At 66.9% G+C, this 23,529-nt stretch carries 21 protein-coding genes and 1 tRNA gene; 15 read left to right on the top strand and 7 right to left on the bottom strand.

Annotated elements, in window-relative coordinates; genetic code table 11:
• Positions 1-5: 5 nt before the first annotated feature.
• The 8 genes from hemC to ACUTR7_RS18725 all read left to right on the top strand — a co-directional run bounded on the left by hemC (position 6) and on the right by ACUTR7_RS18725 (position 10,868).
• Positions 6-944 carry a hydroxymethylbilane synthase gene (gene hemC / locus ACUTR7_RS18760; RefSeq protein ID WP_445609513.1) on the top strand — a complete coding sequence of 313 codons (939 nt, stop codon included), beginning with the start codon at positions 6-8 and terminating at the stop codon, positions 942-944.
• A 13-nt stretch (positions 945-957) separates the two neighbouring features.
• A complete protein-coding gene (locus ACUTR7_RS18755; RefSeq protein WP_192366946.1) occupies positions 958-1,767 on the top strand; it encodes a uroporphyrinogen-III synthase in 810 nt (269 codons plus the stop codon).
• Positions 1,764-2,906 carry a uroporphyrinogen-III C-methyltransferase gene (locus ACUTR7_RS18750; protein WP_012204153.1) on the top strand — a complete coding sequence of 381 codons (1,143 nt, stop codon included), beginning with the start codon at positions 1,764-1,766 and terminating at the stop codon, positions 2,904-2,906. Before ACUTR7_RS18755 ends, ACUTR7_RS18750 begins: the two co-directional genes overlap by 4 nt.
• Positions 2,907-2,925: 19 nt before the next feature.
• The gene (locus ACUTR7_RS18745) at positions 2,926-4,233 is read left to right on the top strand and encodes a heme biosynthesis HemY N-terminal domain-containing protein (RefSeq protein ID WP_012204152.1); all 1,308 of its coding nucleotides are present in this window, start codon (positions 2,926-2,928) and stop codon (positions 4,231-4,233) included.
• Between the two features lie 225 nt (positions 4,234-4,458).
• Positions 4,459-5,052 (top strand): cytochrome b, encoded by a 594-nt coding sequence (locus tag ACUTR7_RS18740; RefSeq protein ID WP_043824099.1) that lies wholly within the window; start codon positions 4,459-4,461, stop codon positions 5,050-5,052.
• A gap of 92 nt (positions 5,053-5,144) precedes the next feature.
• Positions 5,145-5,717 carry a YceI family protein gene (locus ACUTR7_RS18735; protein ID WP_034391259.1) on the top strand — a complete coding sequence of 191 codons (573 nt, stop codon included), beginning with the start codon at positions 5,145-5,147 and terminating at the stop codon, positions 5,715-5,717.
• A gap of 69 nt (positions 5,718-5,786) precedes the next feature.
• Entirely contained in the window at positions 5,787-6,365 is a 579-nt protein-coding gene (locus ACUTR7_RS18730) for a YceI family protein (protein ID WP_012204149.1), read from the top strand.
• Between the two features lie 312 nt (positions 6,366-6,677).
• A complete protein-coding gene (locus tag ACUTR7_RS18725; protein ID WP_445609512.1) occupies positions 6,678-10,868 on the top strand; it encodes a midcut-by-XrtH protein in 4,191 nt (1,396 codons plus the stop codon).
• A 36-nt stretch (positions 10,869-10,904) separates the two neighbouring features.
• Here the strand turns inward: ACUTR7_RS18725 and pdxR are convergent, their stop codons facing one another.
• Entirely contained in the window at positions 10,905-12,419 is a 1,515-nt protein-coding gene (pdxR, locus tag ACUTR7_RS18720) for a MocR-like pyridoxine biosynthesis transcription factor PdxR (protein WP_445609511.1), read from the bottom strand.
• Between the two features lie 101 nt (positions 12,420-12,520).
• Here pdxR and ACUTR7_RS18715 point away from each other — a divergent pair, with 101 nt between their 5' ends.
• The 3 genes from ACUTR7_RS18715 to ACUTR7_RS18705 are packed head-to-tail and all read left to right on the top strand — an operon-like array spanning position 12,521 to position 13,957.
• Positions 12,521-13,150, top strand: coding sequence for an FMN-binding negative transcriptional regulator (locus ACUTR7_RS18715; protein WP_445609510.1), 630 nt, complete (start codon positions 12,521-12,523; stop codon positions 13,148-13,150).
• A gap of 34 nt (positions 13,151-13,184) precedes the next feature.
• A complete protein-coding gene (locus ACUTR7_RS18710) occupies positions 13,185-13,532 on the top strand; it encodes an antibiotic biosynthesis monooxygenase family protein (protein ID WP_065346822.1) in 348 nt (115 codons plus the stop codon).
• Positions 13,533-13,552: 20 nt separating this feature from the next.
• Positions 13,553-13,957: a ribosomal maturation YjgA family protein gene (locus ACUTR7_RS18705; protein ID WP_445609509.1), complete on the top strand. Its 405-nt coding sequence runs from the start codon at positions 13,553-13,555 to the stop codon at positions 13,955-13,957.
• Here ACUTR7_RS18705 and ACUTR7_RS18700 read toward each other — a convergent pair whose 3' ends face one another.
• Both ACUTR7_RS18700 and ACUTR7_RS18695 read right to left on the bottom strand, forming a co-directional pair.
• Positions 13,958-14,206: a DUF1272 domain-containing protein gene (locus ACUTR7_RS18700; RefSeq protein WP_099752402.1), complete on the bottom strand. Its 249-nt coding sequence runs from the start codon at positions 14,204-14,206 to the stop codon at positions 13,958-13,960. It lies immediately after the preceding gene.
• Positions 14,207-14,244: 38 nt separating this feature from the next.
• Positions 14,245-15,138, bottom strand: coding sequence for a cation diffusion facilitator family transporter (locus ACUTR7_RS18695; protein ID WP_445609508.1), 894 nt, complete (start codon positions 15,136-15,138; stop codon positions 14,245-14,247).
• Between the two features lie 246 nt (positions 15,139-15,384).
• Here ACUTR7_RS18695 and ACUTR7_RS18690 point away from each other — a divergent pair, with 246 nt between their 5' ends.
• The 3 genes from ACUTR7_RS18690 to galU all read left to right on the top strand — a co-directional run bounded on the left by ACUTR7_RS18690 (position 15,385) and on the right by galU (position 20,463).
• The gene (locus tag ACUTR7_RS18690; protein WP_034391240.1) at positions 15,385-16,011 is read left to right on the top strand and encodes a VOC family protein; all 627 of its coding nucleotides are present in this window, start codon (positions 15,385-15,387) and stop codon (positions 16,009-16,011) included.
• A gap of 413 nt (positions 16,012-16,424) precedes the next feature.
• Positions 16,425-19,337, top strand: a complete 2,913-nt coding sequence (locus ACUTR7_RS18685; RefSeq protein ID WP_445609507.1) for a valine--tRNA ligase — start codon at positions 16,425-16,427, stop codon at positions 19,335-19,337.
• Positions 19,338-19,575: 238 nt separating this feature from the next.
• Positions 19,576-20,463: a UTP--glucose-1-phosphate uridylyltransferase GalU gene (gene galU, locus ACUTR7_RS18680; protein WP_012204138.1), complete on the top strand. Its 888-nt coding sequence runs from the start codon at positions 19,576-19,578 to the stop codon at positions 20,461-20,463.
• Positions 20,464-20,548: 85 nt separating this feature from the next.
• Here galU and ACUTR7_RS18675 read toward each other — a convergent pair whose 3' ends face one another.
• The 3 genes from ACUTR7_RS18675 to cysM all read right to left on the bottom strand — a co-directional run bounded on the left by ACUTR7_RS18675 (position 20,549) and on the right by cysM (position 22,387).
• Positions 20,549-20,776: a sulfurtransferase TusA family protein gene (locus ACUTR7_RS18675; protein WP_012204137.1), complete on the bottom strand. Its 228-nt coding sequence runs from the start codon at positions 20,774-20,776 to the stop codon at positions 20,549-20,551.
• A gap of 26 nt (positions 20,777-20,802) precedes the next feature.
• Positions 20,803-21,405: an NUDIX domain-containing protein gene (locus ACUTR7_RS18670; RefSeq protein WP_445609506.1), complete on the bottom strand. Its 603-nt coding sequence runs from the start codon at positions 21,403-21,405 to the stop codon at positions 20,803-20,805.
• A 76-nt stretch (positions 21,406-21,481) separates the two neighbouring features.
• Positions 21,482-22,387, bottom strand: coding sequence for a cysteine synthase CysM (gene cysM / locus ACUTR7_RS18665; protein ID WP_017407070.1), 906 nt, complete (start codon positions 22,385-22,387; stop codon positions 21,482-21,484).
• 39 nt (positions 22,388-22,426) lie between these two features.
• On the opposite strand from cysM, the gene ACUTR7_RS18660 reads away from it, so the two are divergent.
• Positions 22,427-22,511 (top strand) — tRNA-Leu (locus tag ACUTR7_RS18660).
• A gap of 644 nt (positions 22,512-23,155) precedes the next feature.
• Here ACUTR7_RS18660 and ACUTR7_RS18655 read toward each other — a convergent pair.
• Entirely contained in the window at positions 23,156-23,377 is a 222-nt protein-coding gene (locus tag ACUTR7_RS18655; RefSeq protein WP_012204134.1) for a hypothetical protein, read from the bottom strand.
• Between the last annotated feature and the right edge of the window lie 152 nt (positions 23,378-23,529).

The following is a 23,529-nucleotide window of genomic DNA, read 5'->3' as shown; positions in this document are numbered from 1 at the left end:
ACCTGATGAACACCAAACCACTTCTCCCCCACTCCATCGTGATCGCCACGCGCGAGAGCCAGCTGGCACTGTGGCAGGCCGAGCATGTCCAGGCGCTGCTGCGCGCCCGGGGGCATGAAGTGGAATTGCTGGGCATGACCACCAAGGGCGACCAGATCCTGGACCGCACGCTGTCCAAGGTCGGCGGCAAGGGCCTGTTCGTCAAGGAGCTGGAAGTGGCGCTGGAAGAAGGACGCGCCCACATCGCCGTGCACTCGCTCAAGGACGTGCCCATGGAGCTGCCCGAAGGCTTTGTGCTGGCCTGCGTGATGGAGCGCGAAGACCCGCGCGACGCCTTTGTCTCCAATCGCTACACCGCGCTGGCCGAGCTGCCGCAGGGCGCCGTCGTCGGCACATCGAGCCTGCGCCGCCAGGCACTGCTGCAGGCCCTGCGCCCCGACCTGAAGATAGAGCCGCTGCGCGGCAACGTGAACACCCGCCTGCGCAAGCTGGACGAAGGCCACTACGACGCCATCGTGCTGGCCGCCGCAGGCCTGATGCGCCTGGGCCTGGCCGACCGCATCCGCGCCAGGTTCGAGCCCACCGGCATGCTGCCGGCCGCAGGCCAGGGCGCGCTGGGCATCGAGGTGCGCGCCGACCGCCAGGACCTGATCGACGCGCTGGCCCCGCTGGCCCACCAGACCACCTGGCTGACCGTGACCGCCGAGCGCGCCGTCAGCCGCTGCATGGGCGGCAGCTGCTCCATGCCGCTGGCGGCGCACGGCACATTCGACGGCCGGCAACTGCGCCTGGACGCAGCCTGGGGAGACCCGGAAGGCCGGCTGCCGCTGGTGCAGGTGCACGCCGATGCCACCGTCACCGACTTCGCCAGCGCCGACGCGCTGGGCCAGCACGTGGCTGCGCTGCTGCAGGCGGCGGGCGCCCAACCGGCCCCCAAGCTCTAGACGGCACGCCCACATGCCACCGCGCATACTCGTCACCCGCCCGGCCCATGACGCAGCCGCGTGGGTGGATGCGCTGCAGGCCCGTGGCCTGCCGGCCCAGCCGCTGGCGCTGATGGCCATAGGCCCCTGCCGCGATGCGGCCACGCAACAGGCCTTGCAGGCCGCCCGCAACGCGCTGCGCGAAGGCCCGGGCTACCGCGCCGTGATGTTCGTCAGCGGCAATGCCGTCCAGCATTTCTTCGGCACCGACCCCGCACGGCTTCCGGCCTCCACCCGCGCCTGGACGCCCGGCCCCGGCACGGCCCAGGCGCTGCTGGCCCTGGGCATTGCGCCAGCACAGATCGACGGCCCGCCACCGGACGCCGCCCAGTTCGAATCCGAAACGCTATGGCAGCGCGTGCATGACCAGATCCATGCGGGCGACCGCGTGCTCATCGTGCGCGGCGACAGCCAGGCAGGAGCGCCCAGGACCGTGCCGGCCACGGCAGGCGCCGGCCGCGATTGGCTGGCCGCCCGACTGCGCGAGGCCGGTGCCCAGGTCGAAATGCTGGCCGTCTACCAGCGCGAACTGCCTGCCTGGGATGCAGCCCAGACGGCACTGGCACGCCTGGCGGCCGAAGATGGCTCGCTCTGGCTGCTCAGCAGCGCCGAATCCGTTGCCAACCTGCAACAGCTCTTGCCGGGCCAATCGTGGCAAAAGGCGCGAGCGCTTGCTACGCACGAGCGAATCGCCGCCCAGGCCAAACAACTGGGATTCGGATATGTCAAGCAATGTCGGCCGGCTCTGGAGGACGTGGTTGCGTCGATAGAATCGACGCCATGAGTTCCGACGCAGCGCAAGACCGCCCCACCCCGCAGGACCTGACGCCCCCAGCCTCCGCCGCAGCATTCGCTGCCGGCTCCGCCCAAAGCAGCCCCGCTGCAGACCTGCGCAGCGGCTCCTCTGCCCTGGTCCTGGGCGTGGGCGCCGTGGCCGTGGCGGCGCTCATTGCCTGCGGCATGCTCTGGCAGCGCCTGGGCAATATCCAGGAACAGTTGGCCCGCCAGTCCGCGCAGTCCGGCTCCCAGTCGGTCGAGGCCCGCACCCTGGCGCGCGACGCCCAGGACCTGGCCCGCGACAGCGCGGCGCGCACCTCGGTCATGGAAGCGCGCATTGCCGAGCTGTCGCTGCAGCGCACGCAGCTCGACGAACTCCTGCAAAGCATGTCGCGCTCGCGTGACGAGAACCTGGTGGTGGACATAGATTCCTCCATCCGCCTGGCCCAGCAGCAGGCCGAGCTGTCCGGCAGCCTGCAGCCGCTGGTGGCCACGCTCAAGAACGCCCGCCAGCGCATAGAGCGCGCCGCACAGCCCCGTCTGGCTCCCGTGATGCGCGCGCTGGACCGCGACCTGGAGCGGCTGGCCCGCATGAGCGTGACCGACACGGCCGGCCTGCTCACCCGCATCGAGGACCTGGTGCGCCTGGTCGACGAGATGCCCCTGCTCAACGCCGTGGCCCAGCCACGCGCCAGCCGCCATCGCGGCGTGGCCGGCCAGGCGGCCCGCCAGCCCGAGCCCGCCCCCATCGAGGGCAGCCCCACCGAGTGGAGCTGGTGGCAGTCCTGGGGCGAGCGCGGCTGGACGGCCGTGCGCGAAGAGGCCCAGGACCTGCTGCGCGTCAGCCGCATCGACCACCCCGACGCCATCTTGCTGGCGCCCGAGCAGGCCTATTTCCTGCGCGAGAACCTCAAGCTCAAGCTGCTGAACTCGCGCCTGGCCCTGCTGTCGCGCCAGTGGGATGCGGCGCGTGCCGACCTGGCCGCCTCGGGCATGGCTGTGAACAAATACTTCGATCCTGCCGCGCGCCGCACCCAGATCGTGCAGGCCCAGCTGCAGCAGATCCAGGCCAATCTGCGCACCACCGAACAGCCGGCGCTGCAGGAAACCCTGGCGGCGCTGGCAACAGCCGCCGCAGGCCGCTGAGCAGCCGGGAGACAGACGAATGCGCGCTGCACTGTGGTTGATCGGTTTGTTCGGCATGGCCGTTGCGGCCGCCTTGTTCGCGGGCTCCAACCAGGGCACGGTGACCCTGTTCTGGGCGCCCTACCGGCTGGACCTGTCCCTGAACCTGGCCATTGCCATCATCGTGCTGGCCTTCGTGCTGCTGTATGCCGCGCTACGCGCCCTGGCCGCGCTGCTGCAGATGCCGCACCAGGCACGGCGCTGGCGCAGCCAGCAAAAAGAGCGCGCCATGCACCACAGCCTGCTGGAAGCCCTGTCGCACCAGCAGGCCGGCCGCTTTCTGCGCGCACGCAAGTCGGCACTGGCCGCCCTGGCGATGGAGGAATCCCTGGCCGAGGCCCATGCCGCCGTGCCACACGGCACGCGGCTGCGTGCGGCCGCCCACATGGTGGCCGCCGATGCCTCCCACGCCCTGCAGGACAGCCCGCAGCGCGACCATCACTGGCGCGAAGTCCTGGCCAATGCACCGGCCCAGGGCAATGCCCAGGAGCAGGAAATGCGCGAAGGCGCCCAGATGCGCGCCGCGCGCTGGGCCCTGGACGACCGCGACGCAGCTGATGCGCTGCGCCGCCTGGCCGAACTGCCCCAGGGCGCGGCACGCCGCACGATCGCGCTGCGCATCCGCCTGAAGGCCTCGCGCCTGGCCGGCCAGACATCGACGGCGCTGGACACGGCGCGCCTGCTGGCCAAGCACCGCGCCTTCTCGCCAGCGGCCGCCGCCAGCGTGGTGCGCGGCCTGGTGCTGGAGAGCATCAACGAGGCACGCGACACCACGCAGCTGCAGCACTTCTGGCTGTCGCTGGACGGTGAGGAACGTGCCATGCCCGAGATCGCGCTGCCGGCCGCATCGCGCCTCATGGCCCTGGGCGGCGAGGCCGCGCAGGCCCGCGCCTGGCTGCTGCCCGTGTGGGAACGCCTGCTGTCCCATGCCGGCCCGCGCAGCGAATCGCATCTGCCGCGCCTGGTCCAGGTGCTGGAGCCCTGCCTGGACGGCCTGGACGGCACCTGGCTGGCGCGCATCGAGGCGGCCACCAACAGCCATCCGCGCGAACCCCGCCTGCAATACCTGGCCGGCATGGCCTGCGTGCAGCGCCAGCTCTGGGGCAAGGCCCAGCAACTGCTGCTGCGCGCTGCGCCCCATCTGCAGGAAAGCGCACTGCGCACCCGTGCCTGGCAGCGCCTGGCCCTGATGGCCGAGCACCGGGGCGATGCCGACGCAGCCGCCGCCGCATGGAAGCAGGCGGCGCAGGCCGTGGTCATGCTGCCCGCCGATCCCGCCCGGCCCTGAACTCCCGCAGCCCGCGCGTAACGCTGGTACTGCGGGCACGGGTGCTGCGGCCTTCATCTTTTTTGAATTGAGCCGTCAATACCGCTGAACTCTTTTGGATTTGCCGCTTCCTACACTGCACGTTGTCCGCAGTGCACGAAGTTCTCGCAGAGCGCACCGCACCCTTTTTGCCATCCAGGGCCCCTTCACAGGGGCCCTGAACGGTTCCAAAGCCTGCCGCCATCCATGACAGAGTCCTCAGCCCGCGCCAACGCGCCAGCAAAATCCTCCTCCAGAGCCACGCGCTATACCGGCGTGGCCATGGCCGCCCACTGGGTGCTGGCACTGGGCCTGATCGCCGCCCTGGGCCTGGGCTGGTACATGACCGGCCTGCCGTTCTCCCCTTCGCGCCTGAAGCTGTACAACTGGCACAAGTGGCTGGGCGTCACGCTTTTGTCGCTGAGCCTGCTGCGCCTGCTCTGGCGCGTCACCCACCGCCCGCCCGAGCTGCCGCCCGCCGTGGCCCGTGCCATGCCGCAATGGCAGCACTGGGCCCACAACGGCACCCACCACGCCATGTACCTGCTGTTCTTCGCCGTGCCCCTGCTGGGCTGGGCCTACAGCTCGGCGGCCGGCTTTCCCATCGTCTTCCTCGGCATGCTGCCCCTGCCTGACTTCGTGAGCGCCAGCCCCGAACTGGCGGAAACCCTCAAGCCCCTGCACGGCTGGGCGGCCTGGGCCCTGGTCGTGCTGATTGCCATGCATGTGGGCGCCGCCCTCAAGCACCAGTTCATCGACCGCGACGGCCTGATCTCCCGCATGCTGCCGGGCCGCGCCTGAACCTTTCGCCAACCTCTCGCCAGCCAGGGCCGGAGTCCATCCGGCCCCAGCCACCCCCTGACCGGATTTTCCCGACCCCTAGGAGTCTCGCCATGCGCTTTTCCTCCACGCTGACCACCATCGCCCTGGCCGCTGCGGCCCTGGCTTCCCAAGCGGCACTGGCCGAGCAAAAGCTCGTGCCCGCCCAAAGCGCCGTGAACTTCACGGCCAAGCAGATGGGCGTGCCCCTGCAGGGCCACTTCAAGAAGTTCGATGCCCAGGTCCAGTTCGACACGGCCAAGCCCGACACCAGCAAGATCCGCTTCACCGTGGACACCGGCAGCGCCACCATGGGCGCCAAGGAAACCGACGCTGAACTGCCCAAGGCGGATTGGTTCAACGTCGCCAAATTCCCGCAGGCCGTGTTCGACTCCACCGCCGTCAAGGCGCTGGGCGGCGGCAAGTACCAGGTGGACGGCAAGCTCAGCATCAAGGGCCAGGTCCAGAACGTGAGCATTCCCGTGCAACTGGCCCAGTCCGGCACCACGACCACGGCCACCGGCACGCTGCCGCTCAAGCGCCTGCAATTCAAGATCGGCGAAGGCGAATGGGGCGATACCTCCATGGTGGCCGACGAGGTGCAGGTGCAGTTCAAGCTGGCACTGACCGGCGTGGGCAAGCTGTAAGCCGCGTCCCTGCCCAAGATCGGCCATTTTCTTTCCCGTTTCGTGCAACCCCAACCTAGGAGTTCTTTCATGCGCACTTCCGTGTTTGCCCTGGCCATTGCTGGCCTGTTCGCCACCGCTGTCCAGGCTGCTCCCGCAACCTACGCCATCGACCCGACGCACACCTTCGCCACGTTCGAGATCGACCACAACGGCGCCTCGACCAACCGCGTGCGCTTCGACAAGAAGAGCGGCACCGTGGAATTCGACCGTGACGCCAAGGCCGGCAAGGTCGAAGTCGTGCTGGAAATGGAATCGCTGAGCTCGGGCACCGCCGCCTTCGACAAGCACCTCAAGAGCGCCGACATCTTCAACGTGGCCAAGTTCCCCCAGGCCAAGTTCGTCTCCGACAAGTTCGTCTTCGACGGCGACAAGCTCAAGGAAGTCACCGGCCACCTGACCATCCTGGACAAGACCCAGCCCGTGACCATCAAGGCCAACAAGTTCACCTGCTACCCCAACGCCATGCTGCAAAAGCGCGAGACCTGCGGCGGCGACTTCGAAGCCGTGATCGACCGCACCGCCTTCGGCGTGAACTACGGCGTGGACTATGGCTTCCCCAAGCAAGTGCGCCTGGTGATGTCCATCGAAGCGGTCAAGCAGCAGTAAAACCGCATTCGCCGCAGTGCCTTTCAGGGCGCTGCCGCCCAAAGCCCGTGATCCGCAAGCCGGTCACGGGCTTTTTTTTGCCTTTTCTGAATTCCCCGGAAAAGACCTTGCCAACGCCCTCCATTCGCACCCGCTCCACAGAGGAACAGCGAGCACATTGGCGGCCTTTGCAAATGCATCAAATTGATAGCGATTTCACGGTCATTGAAAAGTCGCAGCATAACGATTCCTCGATATCGATAGATACAAATAGACATACTCCAAAAAACTTACTTTAAATTTCATTTTCCGATCACTCCCTGGCACTCACCCATGAAGCAGATCTCCATTGCCCCCGCCGTTGTCGCCGCCATTGCCGCCCATTCATTCCCAATGGCCGCCAATGCCCAGAGCATCACGGTCGCTCCGGCTGCCGCCGTCGCGGCAACCGCGATTCCGGTGGACAACCCTTGGAGTCTGTTGGCCCTTGCCATAGGGCTGGCCATGGCCGCCTGGCTGGTGCTGCGCAACCGGCAGCACCGGGCGCTCTTCATGGCGCTGTGCACCAGCGCCATCGTGTGCGCCACGCTGTGGCACAGCCCCGATCTGCGTGCCCAATTGACGGGCAGCTTTACCAACCCGGCGGGCGAGACACGGCCATTGCTCGTTGCGCAAATTGTCAATGGCGGCAATATCAATGGATTTTCTGCAGAAGATTTCACCAATGATTCCGGTGTGGCACTGAAAATCACCGCCATTCAGCCACCGAATTTGAATCAGTGTTTTCCCTCGGGCTTCACCCATCTCATGCCGCCAGGGGCACCGCCCGCATCGCCCCCGCCTCTTTGCGCCGTGGGCAACACCATTGCGCCCAATGGCACATGCCGGGTGAATGTGGAAACCATTTGCCGCGCCGAGGCAGCCCAGGCCACGGCCGGCGCCAGCCCCACCACGCTCAGCGTTCCCGGCGCGGGCCTGTCATTTGCCGCAGGCAGCACCGGCACGGTGAACGTCAGCAACAGCGGCGGCTCGGCAGCGCTCAATGTGCAGGCCACCATTCCCGCAGGCAGCGGCATCACCATCTCCTCCAACAGCTGCGCGGCAACGCTGCCTGCGGGCTCCAGCTGCGCCATCACCCTGACGGCACCCGCGGCGGAAGGCCCGACCACCGTCAGCATTGCCGGCAGCAACGCCGCAGCCACCACCACCCCGGTCACCGTGACAGGCGGCCCGGCCCCGACCACCACGCTGAGCATTCCCGCCACGCCGCTGTCGTTTGCGGCGGGCAGCACGGGATCGGTGACCATCACCAACAGCGGCGGCGCAAATGCGCTCAATGTGCAGGCCAGCATTCCTGCAGGCAGTGGCATCACGGTGTCCAACACCACCTGCCCTGCCGCCCTGGCACCCTCTGCCAACTGCACGATCACGTTGACCGCGCCCTCGGCGGAAGGCCCGACCGCCATCGGCTTCGGCGGCAGCAATACGGCATCCACTTCCGTGCCGGTCACGGTGTCGGCAACCGGCACGCCCACCACGCTGAACATTCCTGCGACGTCCGTGTCCTTCGGAGCGGGCGGCGCCGGCTCGGTGAGCATCACCAACAGCGGCAGCGCACCTGCGCTCAATGTGCAGGCCAGCATTCCCGGGGGCAGTGGCATCACGGTGTCCAACACCACCTGCTCCGCCATCCTGGCTCCCTCGGCCAGCTGCACGATCACGCTGACAGCCCCCTCGGCGGAAGGCCCGACCTCCATCGGCTTCGGCGGCAGCAACACGGCTTCCACGTCCGTGCCCGTCACGGTGACGACTGCCGTCCTGCCCGCCACGCTGACCATTCCCTCGGCGTCCCTGTCCTTCGGGGCGAACGGTGCTGGCTCGGTGACCATCACCAACAGCGGCAGCGCACCTGCGTTCAATGTGCAGGCCAGCATTCCGGCGGGCAGTGGCATCACGGTGTCCAACACCACCTGCGCCGCCATCCTGGCTCCCTCGGCCAGCTGCACGATCACGCTGACAGCCCCCTCGGCGGAAGGCCCGATCCCCATCGGCTTCGGCGGCAGCAATGCGCCCGCCGCTACCGCACAGGTCACGGTCACCGCACCCGTCGCGCCAACCGCGCCTACCGTTCCCCCGGCACCCGTGCTGTTCGGCGCCTACGGCGCAGGCTCAGTGACCATCACCAACAACGGAACGGCGCCTGCGTTCAATCTGCGGGCCATCATTCCGGTCGGCAGCGGCATCACGGTGGCCTCCTCCACCTGCCCGGCGTCACTGCCGGTGGGCGCAAGCTGCACCATCACACTGACGGCGGCAGGACCGGAAGGCCCCACGAACATCGGCGTTGGCGGCAGCAACACGCCGGCCACGACCGTGCCTGTCACGGTAACGACCCCTGTCACGCCGACTACGCTGAACATTCCCACTGCCCCCGTGTCCTTCGGCACCGGTGGCGCCGGTTCGGTGACCATCAACAACAGCGGAAGCGCACCCGCGTTCAACGTACAGGCCACCATTCCGGCCGGCAGCGGCATCACGGTGTCCAACACCACCTGCGCCGCCATCCTGGCCCCCGCTGCCAGCTGCACGATCACACTGACGGCCGCTGCGGCCGAAGGGCCGACCGACATCAGTTTCGGCGGCAGCAACACGCCGGCCACGACCGTGCCGATCACGGTGACAGCCCCCGTCGTGCCCACCACGCTGAACATTCCCACGACACCCCTGTCGTTCGGCACCGGCGGTGCAGGTTCGGTGACCATCACCAACAGCGGAAGCGCACCCGCGTTCAACGTACAGGCCACCATTCCGGCCGGCAGCGGCATCACGGTGTCCACCACCACCTGCCCCGCCATCCTGGCCCCCGCTGCCAGCTGCACGATCACGCTGACGGCCGCTGCGGCCGAAGGGCCGACCGCCATCAGCTTCGGCGGCACCAACACACCGGCGACGACGGTGCCGGTCACGGTGACGGTCCCCGTCACGCCGACCACGCTGGACATTCCCGCCGCACCCGTGTCGTTTGGCACCAGCGGAGCGGGCACGGTGACCATCACCAACAACGGGCCCGCACCGGCGTTCAACGTGCAAGCCACCATTCCGGTCGGCAGCGGCATCACGGTGGCGTCCAGCACCTGCCCCATCTCCCTGGCCCCCGGGGCCGGCTGCACGATCACGCTGACGGCTGCGGCCGCAGAAGGCCCGACCGCGGTCATCTTTGGCGGCAGCAATACGCCCACCACGACCGTGCAGGTCACGGTGACGGTGCCCGTTCCCACGGCCACGCTTTCGATACCCAGCGCTCCGCTGTCGTTCGCTGCGGGCGGCTCGACAACGGTCCTCATCAGCAACACCGGCGCTTCTGCAGCCTTCAACGTGACCGCCACGGCGCCGGCCGGTAGCGGAATCACCGTGCAGTCGAACACGTGCGGCGCCGCAATCGCCTCTTTGGCCAGCTGCGGCATCACCCTGACTGCGGCCGCCGCCGAAGGCCCCACGGCCATCAGCTTCGGCGGCAGCAATACGCTGGCCACGACCGTGCCGGTCACGGTGACGGCGCCCGTCACGCCGACCACGCTGGGCATGTCCACCACGCCCGTGTCGTTCAACACAGGCGCAACGGGCTCGGTGACCATCACCAACAATGGTGGGGCCCCTGCGCTCGACGTTCAGGCCACGATTCCAGCAGGCAGCGGCATCACGGTGTCGGCCAACACCTGTGGTTCATCGCTGGCAGCGGGGGCCAATTGCACGATCACGCTGACTGGAGCCACGCCGGAAGGTCCGACGGCCATCAGCTTCGCTGGCAGCAACACCACGGCAACGTCAGTGCAGTTCACCGTGACGGCGCCCAGCACCACGACCACGCTGGGGATCTCCGCATCGACCCTGACGATTGCTCCTGGCGACACGGGCTTCGTGACCATCACCAACACGGGATCGAATGCCGCCGCCAATATCGGCGCCACCATCCCCGGCGGCAGTGGGCTGTCCGTTTCCGGCAACACCTGCGGGCTGTCGCTGCCGGCCGGGGGGACTTGCACGGTGACCTTCACCGCAGGTTCGGACGAGGGGCCGACCAATGTCACCATCCAGGGCAGCAACACCGACACCGCAGCCGTGTCGATCACGGTCTCGGGTTCCATCGACATTGGCGCCTACCACCTCGATGGCAGCTGTGGTGTGCTTGGCGTCCTTGGCCCCGGCTTCACCCTCACGGCAGGCTCTGCGCCGCTTCCCGTCGGCACCACGGTGACCATCATCGGTTCGGGAGTTGCCAACATCGGTGTGTTCAGTGTGACGGGAGGCACAGCCAGCGTGTCGGTACTTTCCCCAACCTCCCGCCAGGTCACCCTGACCTCGGCACTGCCGGCAGGGGCCACGATCGCGTTCAGAACCACGCTGTCCATCAGCGTCGCCTTCACGCTGAATGGCTCGACGACGCTGCCCAACGGCTATGCGGGCACAGGCGGGAAGCCCGCTGGCAGCGTGAGTTCCACGCTCGTTCTCTGCAGCGCCACCTGATTGCAGGCGCTGCGGCAACACCCGGAAACCTCAGCGTCAGCAAGGCGGGGCCTCGAAGGCCCCGCCTTTTTTCTGTCCATCCCGCACCACGCCCGCCAGCCTGCGCACCCCTTGCTCGATGGCCTGCGGCTGCAGGCTCGCATAACCCAGGACCAGCCCGGCGCAGGACTGGCGGCGATGGGCATCACCGGCCGCATAGAGCGGCGAGATGGGGCGAACGCCCACGCCACGCTCTCGCGCCAACCGCACCAGGGCAATCTCATCGCGCTGATGCACGGCAGGCACCCAGGCCACCACATGCAGGCCGGAGGCCGAGCCTTCGACCTGCACCGCGCCCGGCAAGTGCCGCTCCAGCGCCTGCAGCAATGCCGCCCGCCGGCCTTCGTTGCGACGGCGGGCAGCGCGCACATGGCGCTCGTAGCTGCCGTCCTCGATCAGCGCGGCCAGCACCAGCTGGTCCAGGCGCGGCGCATGCCGGTCGGCCAGCCGCCGGGCTTCCCGGAACACGGGCACCAGGGACGGCGGCAGCACCAGGTAGCCCATGCGCATTTGCGGCGATAAGGCCTTGGAGAAAGTGCCGACATGGATGACGCAACCCACCTCGTCAATGGACTGCAGGGCGTCGATGGGGCGCAGCCCGTAGCGGAATTCGCCGTCGTAGTCGTCCTCCAGAATCCAGGCACCCGTGGCGCGCGCCCAGGCCAGCAGTTGCTGCCTGCGGCCTATGGGCAGCACGCCGCCCAGCGGAAACTGGTGCGAGGGTGTGACATAGGCCAGCCGCGCCTGGCGCCCGGCCAGCGCCGAGGTATCCAGGCCCTGTTCATCGACGGCCATTTCCTGCAGGCATGCGCCCTGGGCCTCGAACACGCGGCGCGCCATCAGGTAGCAGGGCTCTTCCATCAGCACGGTCTCGCCCGGATCGACCAGCACGCGCGCACACAGGTCGATGGCCTGCTGCGAGCCCTGCACCACCACGATCTGATCGGCCGAACAGACAAGCCCCCGCGCCCTGCGCAGATAGCCTTGCAGCGCCATGCGCAGCGCCGGCTCGCCTTCGGGCGCGTCGTAGGACAGGGAAGACTGGCGCTGCACGATGGCGCGGTTGTAGGCGCGCCGCCAGGCCAGCGTGGGAAAGTCGTCAAAGGCCAGGGCGCCGTAGAGAAAGTCGATCGGGGCCGGCCCACCATCGCCTGCTGCCGGCGGCAGGGCTGACGCCAGCGCATCCACCCGCTGCCCAAAGGAAGACAGCCGGGGACGGCCATGCTGCTGGGCCGCTGACGGCATGCTGCGCGCACGGCTGCGCTGCGCCGCGCCAGCCGCCACGCGCGCCCTGCTGCCTGGAGCGGTCTCCAGATAGCCTTCGGCCGCAAGCTGCTCGTAGGCGGCCGTGACGGTGGTGCGCGACACGCCCAGGTCCAGCGCCAGGGCGCGGGTGGAGGGCAGGCGTGCGCCCACGGCCAGGCTGCCGTCGGCCACCTGTGATTTCAGCCATTCGTGGAGGGTGCGGGCGCCGGGCGCTGCGCCGGCTTGGCGGGTGAAAGCGGATTTCAACTGGTCTGCCAAAAAATCATAAAACTGGATTTTTCATTGTGCCAGGGATGGTGGATAGTCCGGTTTCCCCCGATGCCGGCACACCAGCCCAGGAAGCGCCCATGTACACGCCCGCCCATTTCTCCCTCACCGATTCCGACAGCCTGCACGGCCTGATCCGCAGCCACCCCCTGGGCACGCTCGTCACCCAGGCCAACGGCGTGCTGGACGCCAACCACCTGCCGTTCCTGCTGGATGCGGACCCAGGGGAGATGGGCACGCTGAGCGCCCATGTGGCCCGCGCCAATCCCCTCTGGCAGCAGTGCCGCGACGGCGCCGAGGTGCTGGTCGTCTTCCGTGGCGCCGAAGGCTATATCTCGCCCAGCTGGTATCCGAGCAAGCACGAGACGCACCGCCTGGTGCCCACCTGGAACTACGAGGCCGTGCATGTGCACGGGCAAATCAGCATCCATGACGACGAGAAATTCGTGCGCGGCCTGGTCGGCCGGCTCACGCGGGTCCATGAGGCATCGCAGGCCCAGCCCTGGAAGATGTCCGACTCGCCGCGTGAATTCATCGACGGCATGCTGCAGGCCATCGTCGGCCTGCAGATCCGCATCACCCGCCTGGAGGGCAAGGCCAAGCTCAGCCAGAACCGGCAGGCCCGGGACCTGGAAGGAGCCATCGGCGCGCTGCGCGAGCGCGGACAGGAGCCGCTGGCCAGCGCCATGGATGCGGCGCCGCGCATCTAGCGCCAGCCACCCTCACACAGATTGCCAACCGCCGATGTACACATCCACCTTCACCTTTGCGCCGGGCGAATATGACGCGCCATTCCATGCCCTTGACGGCCGGATCGCCGAGATCGCCCGCGCCATCCCCGGCTATCTGGGCGAAGAGGCCTGGGAGAACCCAGCCACAGGCCTGGTCTCCAACGTCTACTACTGGCAGACCTGGGAGGCGCTGCAGCAACTGATGCGCCACCCTGCGCACCTCGAAGCCAAGCAGCAACAGGCGCGCTGGCTCAAGGGCTACCAGGTGGTGATCGCCCAGGTGGTGGGCAGCTACGGCGATGGCGGGATAGCGCACCCGCTGGCCACCACTGCGCAAGGCACTGCGCACCCGGCTCGCTGACCGGACCCGCTTTTGGCCCGATGATGGCGGCCATGCGATGGCGTTTTGATCCTGTTTCCCTGGCGTGGGCGGTGGCCCTGTTTGTCTTGCTCGTGCTGCTGGCCACCGTCGGCGCGCGCTGGGGCTGGGTGCGCAGCTTCTTCGGCGACGTGATGGCCGTGGCCTGGGTCTATGCCGTGTTCAAGACCGTGATCGCCGCGCGCGTGCTGACGCTGGCATCGGCCGCGCTGTGCGTGGGCCTGCTGGTGGAGCTGAGCCAGTTCCTGGCATCGACCTTCCAGTTGCACATTCCCAACCGCGCTTTGCGCATCGTGCTGGGCAGCACGGCCGACTGGTGGGATGTGCTGGCCTATGTGATGGGTTTTGCAGCCGTGCTGGCGGTGGAGGCTGCGTTCCAAAGCCGCAGAGCCAGGCCTGTGCTCTGATCAGGCCCGTACAGCGCAACCGCCGGCCTTGAGCACCCGCTTCGTCGAGGCCGGATACCGCTCCAGCTTGTCCACCGGCCGGCGCGGCCTGGCCACCAGCTCGCCACCGCAGTTGGGGCAGGCGCCGTGCAGCACATGATCCGCACAGCCGGCACAGAACGTGCACTCGAAGGTGCAGATGCGAGCCTCGGCAGACTCTGGCGGCAGGTCCTTGTCGCAGCATTCGCAGTTGGGTCGAAGCTCAAGCATCGGTGCACTCCGGGTGTGGTCCATGAAGACTGGGCATCCTAGTGGATGTGCTCTGACGGGGAGCGGTCCTCGCGCTCCATCTGCAGCGTCGTATGGTGCAGGTCGAAGCCGGCCTGCAGCCTGTCTTCGATATCGCGGCGCACCTGCTCGCCGTCCGCGCCGGGCAGCAGCACCACATGGCCGGTCAGCATGGGCTTGCTCTGCGTGACCGCCCACAGGTGGACATCGTGGATCGCTGCCACGCCCGCCGTGCCCGCAATCGTCTCGCGTACCGCCTGCAGGCTCATCCCCGAGGGCACGCCTTCCAGCAGGATGTTGATGCACTCGCGCAACAGGGTCCAGGTACGCGGGAACACCATGAAGCCGATGCCCACGGCCACCGCCGAGTCGATCCACCGCCAGCCCGTCAGCCAGATCAGCGCGGCACCGGCGAGCACGCCGACCGAGCCCAGCATGTCCGCCCATACCTCCAGATACGCGCCCTTCACGTTCAGGCTCTCATCCTTGCCGCCCGACAGCAGGCGCATGGAGAGCAGGTTGATCACCAGGCCCACGGCCGCCACCGCCATCATGCCCAGGGACTGGATTTCTGCAGGTGCCGACAGCCGGCGGTAGGCCTCATAGAGGATGTAGAAGGCCACGCCCAGCAGCACCAGCGCATTGATGGCGGCGGCCAGGATCTCGAAGCGCGCATAGCCGTAGGTGCGCATCAGGTCGGCTGCCTTGCGGCCGGCGCGTATGGCCACCAGGGCCAGCAGCAGCGCCATCGCATCGGTCAGCATGTGCATGGCGTCGGAGATCAGGGCCAGACTGCCCGTGACCATGCCGCCGATGATTTCCACCACCATGAAGGTGCCGGTCAATCCGAAGGCAAACCAGAGGCGGGATTCCGGCAGGGCACGCACGTCGCCGTGCTGATGGCTGTCGCTCATGAGATTCCTTGACTTGAAAACGGTTGTGAACAGAGGGCCGCTGCACCGATGGCGTCCATGGCAGGCAGGGGCTCGGACCTCCATGAGAAAGTGTGAAGTGACTTGAAGGTCAAGTGCTGCCGGCAACTCGGCACCGCAGGTGAACCAAACACCACAGCGCGCATATCCCTGCATTCATCGCAACATTTCATTTAGGTAAATTGATTACGAATAGTAGAATCAAAACATCCACCAAGGAGACATTCGATGAACACAAGCGCCCGTCCCGACCTGTCCACGCTGCCACCGCCCGCCGCCGTGCAGCAACTGCACCACTACGCCTACAAGGCCCGCGATGCCGAGGAGACCCGCCACTTCTACGAGGACATCCTGGGCCTGCCGCTCTATCACATCATCCAGAGCGACTACGTGCCCAGCACGGGCGAGTACTGCCCCTACACGCACTTCTTCTTCCGCCTGAAGGATGGGTCGTTCATCGCCTTCTTCGACATCGGCGACGACGAAAAGGCCCTGCCCTCGCCCAACACGCCGCTGTGGATCAACCACATTGCCTTCCGCGTGGACACGGTCGAGGAACTGGAGAACACCAAGGCCCGCCTGGTGGCGCATGGCATCGAGGTTCTGGGTGTGACCGACCACCACATCTTCAAGAGCATCTATTTCTTCGATCCCAACGGCATCCGCCTGGAGCTGTCGGCCCAGCTGGCCGACGAAGTGCAGATGGCGCGCGAAAGCACCACCGCCCACGCCCGCCTGAACGAGTGGACGGCACGCAAGGAGCAATGGCGCAAGGAACGCGCCGAAGGCAAGGCAGCCCAGCCGCTCAAGCCCCAGAGCAACGACCGGCCCGAGTTCGTCCCCGACGCAGCCTAGAGCGTGTTGTGCACTTTAAAGTGCCCGCGAAAGCCGGGGAACGGGCCCGGAACGAGGCGTAGCACGCGCCGCGGTTGCCACACCGCAAGCGGGCTGCAACGAAGGACCGGGCCCGTTCCCCGGCTTTCCCGAAGGGTTGGCTCTGTGCGCAGGCGCTCGCGGCGTTGCAGCGCTTGCCAAGGCATGAGCCTTGGCGGCGCACTGCGCCTTGCGATCACCAGCGCGCAGAGCCAACGCGGGCGCTTAAAAGTGCACAACACGCTCTCAATAAAACCCGGCGAACAGGCAGGCGGACGGGGTCGGTAGAATCCCCGTCAAACCGTCATCCATTTCGCATATGCAGACGGCATCCCTTCAACGGATGCCGTTTTCATTTGCCAAACGCCATTCGCACAATTCCCCGCAAGCAAGCCATGAGCGACACCATTGCCCAGCCAGGCCTCGACAGCCTGTCCAAATCGTTTGAACCCGCCGCCATCGAGGCCCAATGGGGCCCTGAATGGGAAAAGCGCGGCTACGGCGCAGCCGGCGTGCGCGGCACGGGCCAGGCAGATGCATCCCAGCCATCGTTCTCCGTCCAGCTGCCGCCGCCCAATGTGACAGGCACGCTGCACATGGGCCATGCGTTCAACCAGACCATCATGGACAGCCTCACGCGCTACCACCGCATGAAGGGCCACAACACGGTCTGGGTTCCCGGCACCGACCACGCGGGCATCGCCACCCAGATCGTGGTGGAGCGCCAGCTGCAGGAGCAGGGCATCGCCAGCCGCCACGACATGGGCGCGACGCCTCCCGAGGCGCGCAAGAACTTCGTGAGCAAGGTCTGGGAGTGGAAGAACCAGAGCGGCAACACCATCACCGGCCAGATGCGCCGCATGGGCGACAGCGTGGACTGGAGCCGCGAGTACTTCACCATGGACGACAAGCTGTCGTCCATCGTCAACGAGACCTTCGTGCGCCTGTACCAGCAGGGCCTGATCTACCGCGGCAAGCGCCTGGTGAACTGGGACCCCAAGCTGATGTCCGCCGTCTCCGACCTCGAGGTCGAGAATGAGGAAAAGGACGGCTCGCTGTGGCACATCGCCTATCCGCTGGCCGACGGCTCGGGCCAGCTCGTGGTGGCCACCACGCGCCCGGAAACCATGCTGGGCGACGCAGCCCTGATGGTCCACCCCGAGGACGAGCGCTACCAGGCGCTGATCGGCAAGACCGTGATCCTGCCCCTGGTGGGCCGCGAGATCCCCATCATTGCCGACGACTACGTGGACCGCGAGTTCGGCACGGGCGTGGTCAAGGTCACGCCTGCGCATGACAACAACGACTACGCCGTGGGCCAGCGCCACGGCCTGCCGATGATCTGCGTGCTGACGCTGACGGCCACCATCAACGACGAGGCGCCCGAGAAGTACCGCGGCATGGACCGCTTCGTGGCGCGCAAGGCCATCGTGGCCGACCTGGACGCGGCCGGCCTGCTGGTCGAGACCAAGAAGCACAAGCTCATGGTGCCCATCTGCACGCGCACGGGCCAGGTGATCGAGCCCATGCTGACCGACCAGTGGTTCGTGGCCATGAACAAGGTCGGCGAAGGCGATGCCACGGGCAAGTCCATCGCGCAGAAGGCCATCGATGCCGTCTCCAGCGGCCAGGTGCAGTTCGTGCCCGAGAACTGGGTCAACACCTACAACCAGTGGATGAACAACATCCAGGACTGGTGCATCTCGCGCCAGCTGTGGTGGGGCCACCAGATTCCCGCCTGGTACGACGAGGACGGCAAGGTCTACGTGGCCCGCACCGAGGAAGAAGCCCGCGCCCAGGCCCCCGGCAAGACGCTCACGCGCGACGAGGACGTGCTGGACACCTGGTACTCCTCGGCCCTGGTGCCGTTCTCCACCATGGGCTGGCCGAACCAGACCGAGGCGGCCGACGATGACTACAACCTCTACCTGCCCAGCTCGGTGCTGGTCACGGGCTACGACATCATCTTCTTCTGGGTCGCCCGGATGATCATGATGACCGCGCACTTCACAGGCCGCGTGCCCTTCCGCCATGTCTACATGCATGGCCTGGTGCGTGACGCCCAGGGCAAGAAGATGAGCAAGTCCGAGGGCAACGTGCTCGACCCCGTGGACCTGATCGACGGCATCGACCTGGACACCCTGCTGGACAAGCGCACGCAGGGCCTGCGCCGCCCCGAGACCGCGCCCCAGGTGCGCAAGAACACGCAAAAGGAATTCCCCGAGGGCATTCCCGCCTACGGCGCCGACGCGCTGCGCTTCACCTTCGCGGCCCTGGCCTCGCTGGGCCGCTCCATCAACTTCGACAGCAAGCGCTGCGAGGGCTACCGCAACTTCTGCAACAAGCTGTGGAACGCCAGCCGCTTTGTGCTGATGAACTGCGAAGGCCATGACTGCGGCCTGCTGCCCCACACCAAGGAGCAATGCCAGGCCGGCGGCGAGTTCGCGGGCTACATGCAGTTCAGCCAGCCCGACCGCTGGATCGCCTCGCAGCTGCAGAAGGTCGAGGCCGAAGTGGCCAAGGGCTTTGTCGAATTCCGCCTGGACAACGTGGCCAACGCGCTGTACGACTTCGTCTGGAACGAGTTCTGCGACTGGTACCTGGAAATCGCCAAGGTGCAGATCCAGACCGGCAACGAGGCCCAGCAGCGCGCCACGCGCCGCACGCTGATCCGCACGCTGGAAGCCATCCTGCGCCTGGCCCACCCCATCATCCCGTTCGTGACCGAAGCCCTGTGGCAGAAGGTCGCCCCGGTCGCCGGCCTGCCCGGCGAGTCCGTGGCCGTGGCCCGCTACCCCGAGGCCCAGCCCGAGAAGATCGACGAGGCCGCCATCGCCTACGTGGGCCGCATCAAGCAGATGATCGACGCCTGCCGCACGCTGCGCGGCGAAATGGGCGTGTCGCCCGCACAGCGCCTGCCGCTGCTGGCCGTGGCCAGCTCGGCCGATGAGTCGCAGTTCCTGCGCACCAATGCCGCCGTGCTGCAAAACCTGGCCAAGCTCAGCGAGGTCAAGGTGTTCGACGACGAAGCCGCCTGGGCCGAGGCCGCCCAGGCCGCGCCCGTCTGCGTGGTGGGCGAGGCGCGCCTGGCGCTGTTCGTGGAGATCGACGTGGCGGCCGAAAAGGCCCGCCTGTCCAAGGAAGCCGCACGCCTGGAAGGCGAGATCACCAAGGCCAATGCCAAGCTGGGCAACGAGGCCTTCGTGGCCAAGGCGCCCCCGGCCGTCATCGACCAGGAAAAGAAGCGCGTGGCCGACTTCGGCGCCACGCTGATCCGCATCCAGGAACAACTCGCCCGCCTGGGTTGACATGGAATCTCCCCCTGAGCGGCTGCGCCGCTTCCCCCTCTCTCGCTTCGCGGGAGGGGGACGACACCCTCGGCGCGGGGCGGCGCGGCCGGCTCAGGCCCTTCCTCGGTGTCCCTGATCTTGGGCTGCGCCAGTTTCATCGTCCGAGGGCATCAAGTCGCACAATGAAAGCTGAGACACTTAGCGAAGAAGACGCAAAGCCGCACGCTTTTTCCATCACCTGAATCCCAAGATTTTCATGAGTAATCAGACCCGTGTCCGCAAAGCCGTGTTTCCCGTTGCCGGGCTCGGCACGCGCTTTCTGCCCGCCACCAAGGCCTCTCCCAAGGAGATGCTGCCCGTGGTGGACAAGCCGCTGATCCAGTACGCCGTGGAAGAGGCCTACGAGGCAGGCATCCGCGACATGATCTTCGTCACCGGCCGCAGCAAGCGCGCCATCGAGGACCATTTCGACACCGCCTACGAGCTGGAAAACGAACTGGAGAACGCCGGCAAGCAGGCCATGCTGGAGCTGGTGCGCAGCATCAGCCCCGCCGACATGAACTGCCTGTTCGTGCGCCAGCCGCGCTCGCTGGGCCTGGGCCATGCCGTGCTGTGTGCCGAGCCGCTGGTGGGCAACGAGCCCTTTGCCGTGCTGCTGGCCGACGACCTGATGGTGGGCGAGCCTGGCGGCCCCGGCGTGATGGCGCAGATGACATCGGCCTTCCACAAGCAGGGCCGCTCCCTGCTGGCCGTCCAGGAAGTGCCGCTGGAGCAGACCAAGCGCTACGGCATCGTGGCTGGCGAGCCGGCCGGCGGTTCGCTGATGCGCATCGAGAAGATCGTGGAAAAGCCTGCGCCCGAGAAGGCCCCCTCGCGCATGGGCGTGGCTGGCCGCTACGTGCTGACACCGGCCATCTTCGAGGAGATCCGCAACCAGCCCAAGGGCGTGGGCGGCGAGATCCAGCTGACCGACGCCATCGAACGCCTGATGGCCCATGAAGCCGTCTACGCCTTCCAGTACCAGGGCAAGCGCTACGACTGCGGCAGCAAGGAAGGCTTTCTGCAGGCCACGGTGGAACTGGCGCTGCAGCACGAGGACGTGGGCGCGAGCTTCCGCGAATACCTGCAGGGCCTGAGCATCTGAGGCCGGGCCTTAGAGCCGCCCCTGCCCCATGCAAAAGGCCTGCGAAAGCAGGCCTTTTTCTTTGGAGCGAACCGCGTGCAGCCGCTCAGCGTCGGCGCAGGATATGGATGAACTCCGCACCCACGGTCTGCTGCTCCACCAGTTCATTGCCGGTCTGCTTGGCAAAGGCCTGGAAGTCGCGCAGCGAGCCCGTGTCGGTGGCCACCACCTTGAGCAGCTGGCCGCTGTCCAGTTCGGCCAGCGCCTTCTTGGCCTTGAGAATGGGCAGCGGGCAGTTGAGCCCGCGCGTGTCGATTTCCTTGTGAATTTCCATCGGATGCACCTCTTGAGCCTGGGATTCTAGGCGGCATCGCGGCTGAGGCCGGCAGCACTGTCTTGATCGGCGCGACTCGCTTCAGCCTCCTGGGCCTGCTCTGCACGCTTCCAGAAGTCACGGATCACAGGATCATGCCCCCGGCTGCGCAGCCACTTGGCCAGCGCCATGCCGGTGCCCGAAGGCCAGGCCTGGACTTTCTCGGGCTCCAGCAGGCGGTACTCGAGCAGCTCGGGCGACAGCCGCACCTGGCCGCTGGCGCGCACATGGAAGGCGATGATCACCTGGTTCATGCGCAGGAACTCATGCACGCTGATCAGCTCCAGCGACTCGGCCTGCAGGCCGGTTTCCTCCGCCACCTCGCGTGCCACGCCCTCCTCGGGCGACTCGCCGGCTTCCATGAAGCCCGTGATCAGGCCGAAGACCTTCTCGGGCCAGGCCGCATTGCGCGCCAGCAGCACCTTGCCGTCCAGCTCCACGATGGCGGCCAGCACCGGCGTGGGGTTGTTCCAGTGCGTCCAGCCGCACTCGGGGCAGCGCAGGCGCGATACATCGCCGCCGTCCTCGGCCTGGATCACCCACTGCAGGGGCGTTGCGCAGTGCGTGCAATAGCGGGTTTCATAGTGCATGGGCTGTTCCTGGTTTTTTGCTGTCCTGGCTCTATGCAAACAGGAAGGCCCGCCGGAAGGCGAGCCTGTCGCTGCGTCAGGCGGGGAAGACGCCCGTGGACAGATAGCGGTCGCCGCGGTCGCAGACCACGAAGACGATGGTGGCGTTGTTCTCGCGCTCGGCAATCTGCTGGGCCACCCAGCAGGCGCCCGCCGCAGAGATGCCGGCAAAGATGCCTTCCTCGCGCGCCAGGCGGCGCGCCATGTCCTCGGCATCGTCCTGGCCCACGAGCACGGTCTCGTCGATCAGCGAGGCGTCGTAGATCTTGGGCATGTATTCCTCGGGCCACTTGCGGATGCCTGGGATGCGCGAGCCCTCGGCCGGCTGGGCGCCCACGATGCGGATGGCCGGGTTCTTTTCCTTGAGGAACTTCGCCACGCCGGTGATCGTGCCCGTGGTGCCCATGGCGCTCACGAAATGCGTGATCTCGCCGCCGGTCTGCTCCCACAGCTCGGGGCCGGTGGTCTCGTAGTGGATGCGCGGGTTGTCGGGGTTGCCGAACTGGTCGAGCACCACGCCCTTGCCCTGGGCCACCATCTGGTCGGCCAGGTCGCGCGCGTATTCCATGCCGCCGCTCTTGGGCGTGAGGATCAGCTCGGCGCCATAGGCCTTCATCGTCTGGGCACGCTCGATGGACAGGTCCTCGGGCATGATCAGCACCATCCGGTAGCCCTTGATCGTGGCGGCCATGGCCAGCGCAATGCCGGTATTGCCCGAGGTGGCCTCGATCAGCGTATCACCGGGCTTGATGTCGCCGCGCTCTTCGGCGCGGCGGATCATCGACAGGGCCGGCCTGTCCTTGACCGAACCGGCCGGGTTGTTGCCTTCCAGCTTGCCCAGCACCACGTTGCCACGTTCCTGGCGAGACTGCGCACCGATGCGCTGCAATGCCACCAGGGGCGTGCGGCCGATGGCGTCTTCGATGGTCGGATAAATTTTCATAGCCTCACACTGTGCCATAATTCGCCCCTGCGCTAAGTAGCCCGGGTGGTGAAATTGGTAGACGCAGGGGACTCAAAATCCCCCGCCGCAAGGCGTGCCGGTTCGATTCCGGCCCCGGGCACCAGAGATTACGTAGCCGAAAAAGCAGTCCCCTGCTTTTTCGGCTATTTCTTTTCCGGCCGCTGTCTTCACAGCGTCCGCACAAACCTCAAGCCCCTTTGCATCCAGCCGTGTTCAACGGCTGCACTGCATTTCAAGGCCCTCCAGCCTGCACCAATCCTGCGTCCTCATGCCTTGGGCGGGATGACGCCTGCGCGCTTTTCGCCGCACAGGGCCCAACCTGTGCACAACTTTGGCATCAACCGCCTCTCAAGGCCTGCCAGGCCTGGACCTTGGCCCATGCTGAAGCCTGCTTGAAGCAGCACCATCCCAGCCCGCAGGCAGGGCTGCAGCCCTGCGTCAAATTCAGCCCCTTCCCTCTGAAAACAGCCACTTGCACCACCGTCATGCAGCCCTTGCCCAGCGCGGGCACCAGCCCGGTGCGCCCACGGTTCGGTCCTGTAAAAGCCCATGAAAAAAGCCACCCTGAGGTGGCTTTCTTTCTCCACAGATCCATTGAACAACCCTGTGGATAATCAGTGAACAGCAAGTGAACGAGGCGTCCAAGTGCTTGCATTCACTGGCCGCAGGCTAAGCTGCCTGCAAATCAGGCAACCTCCAGATCCAAGGGAAAACCCTCGATTCGGAAGGCGCCTGACTCACCTCGCCTCAGGCATCCGTGCGGCGGATCTGCGCGCGCCCTGCCGCCGTGATGTGCCATTGATGGCTGCTGTCCACTTCGACCAGTCCACGCTCGCGCAGCCTCTTGGACAGATGCTCGCGCGCCGCGCTTTCCAGCGACACGGGCTCGCCCATCTCCAGCTTCTTGAGCACTTCGAGTTCATCCACCGTCGGCTCGTACACGGGTGCGTGATATGTGGTTTCGGCCATCGCTACTCCTTCGCTATTCAAAGTCTCATGCCCCAGGACTCTCGGGGGCACGGACCCAAACATAGCCTTGGCCCGGGAGCCGCGCAATCGGTGGCCGCACCTTTTTTCGAGTTGTGGGCGATGATTGCACGCTTTGCGGCGGCGTCCCACAG

The sequence above is a fragment of the Delftia sp. NA_296.1 genome, from assembly GCF_052692095.1.
Note: the sequence above shows the minus strand (reverse complement) of the source record. Positions and strands in the feature narration are given on the sequence as shown.